The organism is Zavarzinia sp. (assembly GCF_049306435.1).
In the GTDB taxonomy this organism is placed as follows: Bacteria; Pseudomonadota; Alphaproteobacteria; order Zavarziniales; family Zavarziniaceae; genus Zavarzinia.
The window spans coordinates 1-5,838 of the sequence record NZ_JBAQRT010000288.1; the positions used below are offsets into that span (position 1 = coordinate 1).

The 5,838-nt window shown below is 61.9% G+C and carries 8 protein-coding genes; 2 read left to right on the forward strand and 6 right to left on the reverse strand.

The genetic code is table 11. The features are described from left to right. Positions 1-191: 191 nt before the first annotated feature. Both WAZ62_RS16050 and WAZ62_RS16055 read right to left on the reverse strand, forming a co-directional pair. Positions 192-503, reverse strand: coding sequence for a type II toxin-antitoxin system RelE/ParE family toxin (locus WAZ62_RS16050; protein ID WP_422644543.1), 312 nt, complete (start codon positions 501-503; stop codon positions 192-194). A gap of 4 nt (positions 504-507) precedes the next feature. Further along, complete coding sequence (locus WAZ62_RS16055) at positions 508-762, reverse strand: ribbon-helix-helix domain-containing protein (RefSeq protein ID WP_422644544.1); 255 nt, start codon at positions 760-762, stop codon at positions 508-510. Positions 763-1,003: 241 nt separating this feature from the next. Here WAZ62_RS16055 and WAZ62_RS16060 point away from each other — a divergent pair, with 241 nt between their 5' ends. Together WAZ62_RS16060 and WAZ62_RS16065 are read left to right on the forward strand one after the other, a co-directional pair. After that, positions 1,004-1,249: an addiction module antidote protein gene (locus WAZ62_RS16060; protein WP_422644545.1), complete on the forward strand. Its 246-nt coding sequence runs from the start codon at positions 1,004-1,006 to the stop codon at positions 1,247-1,249. A 154-nt stretch (positions 1,250-1,403) separates the two neighbouring features. Continuing rightward, entirely contained in the window at positions 1,404-2,363 is a 960-nt protein-coding gene (locus WAZ62_RS16065) for an HNH endonuclease (protein ID WP_422644546.1), read from the forward strand. Positions 2,364-2,410: 47 nt separating this feature from the next. Here WAZ62_RS16065 and WAZ62_RS16070 read toward each other — a convergent pair whose 3' ends face one another. The 4 genes from WAZ62_RS16070 to WAZ62_RS16085 all read right to left on the reverse strand — a co-directional run bounded on the left by WAZ62_RS16070 (position 2,411) and on the right by WAZ62_RS16085 (position 5,532). Further along, positions 2,411-3,001, reverse strand: coding sequence for a GNAT family N-acetyltransferase (locus WAZ62_RS16070; protein WP_422644547.1), 591 nt, complete (start codon positions 2,999-3,001; stop codon positions 2,411-2,413). A 1-nt stretch (position 3,002) separates the two neighbouring features. Further along, on the reverse strand, positions 3,003-3,848 hold the full coding sequence (gene sseA / locus WAZ62_RS16075; RefSeq protein ID WP_422644548.1) for a 3-mercaptopyruvate sulfurtransferase: 846 nt from the start codon (positions 3,846-3,848) through the stop codon (positions 3,003-3,005). A 24-nt stretch (positions 3,849-3,872) separates the two neighbouring features. After that, positions 3,873-4,871 carry a cysteine synthase A gene (locus WAZ62_RS16080; protein ID WP_422644549.1) on the reverse strand — a complete coding sequence of 333 codons (999 nt, stop codon included), beginning with the start codon at positions 4,869-4,871 and terminating at the stop codon, positions 3,873-3,875. A gap of 64 nt (positions 4,872-4,935) precedes the next feature. Further along, positions 4,936-5,532, reverse strand: coding sequence for an NUDIX domain-containing protein (locus WAZ62_RS16085; protein ID WP_422644550.1), 597 nt, complete (start codon positions 5,530-5,532; stop codon positions 4,936-4,938). Between the last annotated feature and the right edge of the window lie 306 nt (positions 5,533-5,838).

The following is a 5,838-nucleotide window of genomic DNA, read 5'->3' on the forward strand; positions in this document are numbered from 1 at the left end:
CCGCAGCCCCGGCCAGCGTGCCGCCATCCCCCGGCCCCGCGGGCACCTCCCGCTCCTCCCCCCGCACGAACACCGGCCGCGGCTTCGCGGCACGTTTCGGGGGCAGGGGGATCGGATCGGCCATGAGACGAGCATGGCGGAAACGGAACAAAAAGGGAACAGGAAAAGATGGCGGCGGGCCGCCGTGCCGGTCAGGCCGGATGATCGTCGCGGAACCGGTCCATCTGATGCATTCGCTCGTGGAGGATGGTGACGATACCGATGTCGCCGCCAGACAGGCGCCGCCAGTAGACGAAATGACGCTCGTGGCGGAAGTAGAAGCCTTCGACCCCGAACTCGGCTGGAATCGGCCGCGAGATCACGCCATGGCTCTCGATCCTGTCGAAAGCGGCGAAGATGTCCGTGATGTATCGCTCGGCCTGCCCGATTCCCCAGCGATCCCTTGTGTAACGGAATATCTCATCGAGCCGCCGGGACGCGGCCTCCTGGACGAGGACGGCCATGGTGTCAGCCGCGGTTCCGGGCGATCACCTCGGCGGCGGTCAGGGGGTGATAATCGTGCTCGGGCGCCGCGAAGGCGCGCGTCAACTCGGCCTTCAAGCGGTCGAAGGCTTCCCTCTCGGCCCGTTCCTTGTCGCGCCGGATCAGGTCGCGGACATATTCGCTGATATTCTCGTAGGCGCCGTTCTCGCCCACGTTCGAGGCGACGAAATCGCTCAACGCGCCACTGATCCGCACGGTCATGGTCGTGGTCCGGGACATGGAGGCTCCTTTTCGTCTGTCTTCAATTTAAGCAAATATGAAGACACGTACAAGATTTCCGCCGCCATTGCCGGCGCCGGATGATCGGCGTCCGCTTGCATTCCCATTGTATTCCGTCCCGACCTTCTTGCTTCATTGTCTTTCATGGGAGACAACGGGGTGGCGGACCATGCGGGCGAAGGCCCGCATCTTGATCCGGATCGACCGCCTCACCCTCGGCAATGTGGGGGATGTGAACTGAGTGACGAAGCACATGACCACCGTGACCACGGCATGGGATGCCGGCCCATATCTGGACAGCCCCGAAATGATCGCCGCCTATCTCGACGCCGCCTTCGAGGATGGCGACCCCGCCGTGATCGCCACGGCCCTCGGCAACATCGCACGGGCCAAGGGCATGAGCGACGTGGCGGCGGCGGCGGGCCTTGGCCGCGCCAGCCTCTACAAATCCCTGTCCGAACAAGGCCACCCTGAATTCGCGAGGTGATCAAGGCGCTGGGGTTTCGCCTTATTGTGGCGGATTTGCAGAGGGATCGAGGGCGAGAGGAATAAGGATAAGGAATCTATAGGTATGGTGACACATTATTCCCGAAGCTGAATTTAAATTGAATTTATCCTTCTTGCGACCAGGATGGGCAAAAATGAATTCGAATGGATTTAATAATTCCAATCAGAGGCCAGGGGATGCTCTTATTGAGCCGTTAGAAAAGCCTGCAGATGTGAAGAAAGATAAACATTTTAAACCCACGGGTTACTGGCTATTCCTAGCGAATCCGAAGCGTTGGGATGCAAATAAATGGATGCTTTCTGGTCATAGAGAGTTGACTTATATTATTTCTAAAGATGACCAGAATTATATGAAAATTGGTGATCTTGGTCTTATTCGAGTAAACAAAAAAAATGGCAAACCGGCAGAGATAATCGCTGCCGTTGAGATCATTGAGCGCCCTTGTTTACGCAATGAAGAAGATAATATATTTCTCCAGAGAATTGAAGACAGGGGGGTAAAATTAAGAGTGAAGCTGGAAAAAATATCGAGTGAACTCCCGGGAGTTTTTTTCTCGAATTTCTTGCCAGAGGGCCCAGATTTTAAATACATCCATAATGGCGTGAAACGGTCAACTATTCCGATCTCCGGAGAGGTCTTCCTGACAGTGGCGAAATATTTAGGAGTTGATGGTTATTCGCTAGAAGCTCGACGTAAGAGTCGTACAAGAGACGGTATTAGAGTACTTGAAGCAGCAATGTTTAACGATACGCCAATTGAAAAGGAGCGAAAAAGCAAATGTATAGAGCGAGGCTCAATGGGAAACTGGGTGAAAGCCAAGCTTCACGGGAAGTGTCAGATTTGTGAAAAATTGGGCAGGGAATCCGTCGCCTTCAAGAAACCAGATGGAATGCCATATTCGGAAGCTCATCATGTAATTCCTGTGGCGAAATTAGAGAAAGGATCTTTGGGTTTCCTTAATATTATGGTGTTGTGCCCCAATCATCACAGAGAAGTGCATTATGGAAACATGAAAATAGAGGAAAAAGATCGAAATTCTTGGCGAGTAAAAATTGGTAGAAAGACTATTATTATAGATAAAGTGAAAGAATAGAGTACAAAAAAGACAGTCGATTGGAGACAGGAAGAATACCCCCCCCCTCAATCCAGCCGCGCCAGTTCCGGCCCCAGCGGCCACGCCAGCCGCTCCCGCGTGGCGTAGGGGCGGAAGCCGAATTTCTGGTAGAGGATCAGGGCCTTGGGGTGGTCGAGGGTGCAGGTGTCGACGGTCATGCGGGTGGGGCCGCGTTCCCAGGCGAGCTGGATCGCCTGATCGAGCAGGAAGGGGCCGAGGCGGCGGCCGATGAAGTCGGGGGCGATGCCGAAGAGGCCGAGGTCGATGCGGGTACCGCCGTCCTGGGGCACCAGTTCGAAGAAACCGGCGGGCGAGCCTTTCAGGTGCAGGACATAGAGGCCATAGCCCGGGGCGGCGAGATGGGCCGCCAGTTTCTCGTCTGGCCAGCGGCGGCGGTCGATCCACATCCAGTCCCGGCCGACATAGTGATAGAGCCAGCGGAAGAAGGCGAGTTTCGGCTCCTCCACCCGCATCAGGACATGCTGGTCGAGGGGCGGCGGCGCCCGGCGGGGGGCCGGGCGCTCGAGCATTTCGAGATAGGTGATGCGCGAGGCCTTGGCGGGGCCTGCCGCCGGCACCCAGTCCGGCGGCGGGGCCTCCGCCTCGGCGGTGGTCATGTCAGACCTCGATGGGGGCGTCGGCGCGGGCGCCCCATTCGGCCCAGGAGCCGTCGTAGAGCGCGAGATTGCGCGCGCCCAGCTCGTGCAGCGCGAGCAGCGCGATGCAGGCGGTGACGCCCGAGCCGCAGCTGGCGACCACGGGCTTCGCCGGATCGACACCGGCGGTGGCGAAGATGTCGGCCAGCTTCTCGCGCGGCAGGAACACGCCGGTCTCGGGATCGAGCAGGCTGCCGGCCGGGACATTGACCGAACCCGGGATATGGCCGCGCTTCAGGCCGGGGCGGGGTTCCGCCTCGGCGCCGGAAAAGCGGCCGCTGCTGCGGGCATCGACCACCTGTTCCTTGCGGGTGACGAGGTTGTGCCGCACCTGGTCGAAGCCGCGGACGCGCATCGTATTCTCGCGCGCGGTGAAATGGCGCTCGCGCGGGGCGGGGGGCATGTCGTCGACCGGGCGACCCTCGGCCTTCCACTTGGCGAAGCCGCCGTCGAGCACCATCACGTCGTCATGGCCGAAGGCGCGGAACATCCACCACACCCGGGCGGCGGCGAAGGGCGCGCCGCCGTCATAGACGACGATGCGGTTGCCGTCGCCAAGACCCATCTTGCGCACCCGGGCCGAGAATTTCTCGGACGGGGGCAGCATGTGGGGCAGGGGCGAGGTCAGGTCGCAGATTTCGTCGATGTCGAAGAAGACGGCGCCGGGAATATGGCCCGCCTTGTATTCTTCCCTGGGGTCGCGATTGGCGCCAGGCAGATACCACGAGGCATCGACGACACGCACATCGGGCGCATCCAGGTGTTCGGCAAGCCATCCGGTGGAAACGAGGCCTGTCTCATTCGGCATTGATGATGCTCCGGTTCTTGGTCTTCAGAGCCACGAAGGCACGGGCAGGTTCCGCGCCTTGAGGAATTCCGGGTTGAACATCTTCGACTGATAGCGGGCGCCACCGTCGCAGAGAATGGTGACGATCGTATGTCCCGGGCCGAGCTCCCGCGCGAGGCGGATGGCGCCCGCGACATTGACGCCGCTGGAGCCGCCGAGGCACAGGCCCTCGTGCTTCAGGAGATCGAAGACCACCGGCAGGCTCTCGTCGTCGGGGATCTGATAGGCGGTATCGACCTTCAGCCCTTCGAGATTGGCGGTGATGCGGCCCTGGCCGATGCCCTCGGTGATCGAGGTGCCCTCGGACTTCAGGGTGCCGGTGGTGTAATAGGAATAGAGCGCGGCGCCCGGCGGATCGGCGAGGGCAATCTTCACCTTGGGGTTCTTTTCCTGCAGGAACATGGCGGTGCCCGCCAGCGTCCCGCCCGAGCCGACGGCGGAGACGAAACCGTCCACCTTGCCAAGGGTATCGGCCCAGATTTCCGGCCCGGTCGTCTCGTAATGGGCGCGGCGGTTGGCGGTATTGTCGAACTGGTTGGCCCAGATCGCGCCGTTCGGCTCCGCCGCGGCGATCTCCTCGGCGAGGCGGCCCGAATATTTCACATAATTCATCGGGTTGGCGTAGGGCACCGCCGGCACCAGGCGAAGGTCGGCGCCGCACAGGCGCAGCATGTCCTTCTTTTCCTGGGACTGGGTCTCGGGCATCACGATCACGGTGCGATAGCCGAGGGCATTGCCGACCAGCGACAGGCCGATGCCGGTATTGCCCGCCGTGCCCTCGACGATGACGCCGCCGGGGCGCAGCAGGCCCCGCTCTTCGGCGTCGCGCACGATGAACAGGGCGGCGCGATCCTTCACCGAGCCGCCGGGGTTCAGGAATTCCGCCTTGCCCAGGATTTCGCAGCCCGTCGCCTCGGAAGCGGCGTGGAGGCGAATGAGGGGCGTATGCCCGATGGTATCGATGAAATCCTGGCGAATCGGCATTGGGGTTCGGCTTGTCATTTCTCGCATCACGGACCAGAGACCCTAGCGGGGCCGGGCATGGCGTTCAAGCCCAGCGGCGGCGCAAATCCGCGCGGTTGCCGGCCAGCCAGTAGAGCGCGACGAGCGCCGGCAGGTTGCGCAGCCGGCCGCTCGCGGCCATGGCCATGGCCTCGTCGAAGGCAACGACATGGGTCCTGATGTCCTCGTGCTCGTCGGCGAGGCCGTGGAGGGCGCCGCCCTCGGCGAGGTCGCAGCGGCCGACGAAGATCGTCGCCAATTCCTTCAGGCAGCCGGGGGAGGAATAGCCGATGCCGGCGTGGACGAGGTCGGTCAGGACGAGGCCCGCTTCCTCCACCGCTTCGCGACGGGCGGTCGCCGCCGGGTCTTCCCCGGTCTCGACCCGGCCGGCGACGGCTTCCAGCACCCAGGGGTCGTCATCCATCAGGAGGGGCGCGGGGCGGAACTGTTCGATCAGCAGCACGCGGTCGGTCGCCGCGTCATAGGGCAGGACGACGGCGGCGCCGCCCTGTTCCAGGATGTCGCGGCTGATCTCCTCGCTCATGGTGCCGTCGAAGCGGCGATGGCGCAGGCGAAGCACGGTCTTGGGGTAGAAACCCTGGTGCACCGTCTCGCGCGAGATGATTTCGACTGTCTTGTCCATGACGGGAGTCCCGGAATAAAGCATTACAGATCAAGGGATTGACGGCGCCCGCAGCGGTTTTGGGGAACCTCGGCGCGGGCCAGGGTGTTGGTTAGGCATCGGTCTAAAGGGGAGTATCCCGGCCGCGAATTCGTGGTCACCAGTCTGATCGGAGGAATTGTCATGCGCAAGTCGACGACCATCACCGCCATCGGCCTTGTCTGCCTCAGCCTTGGCCTCGGCGCCTGCTCGGGCCTCAATCGCCAGGAACAGCGCGCGCTTTCGGGCGGCGCCATCGGCGCCGGCGCGGGCGCCGCGGTCGGTGCC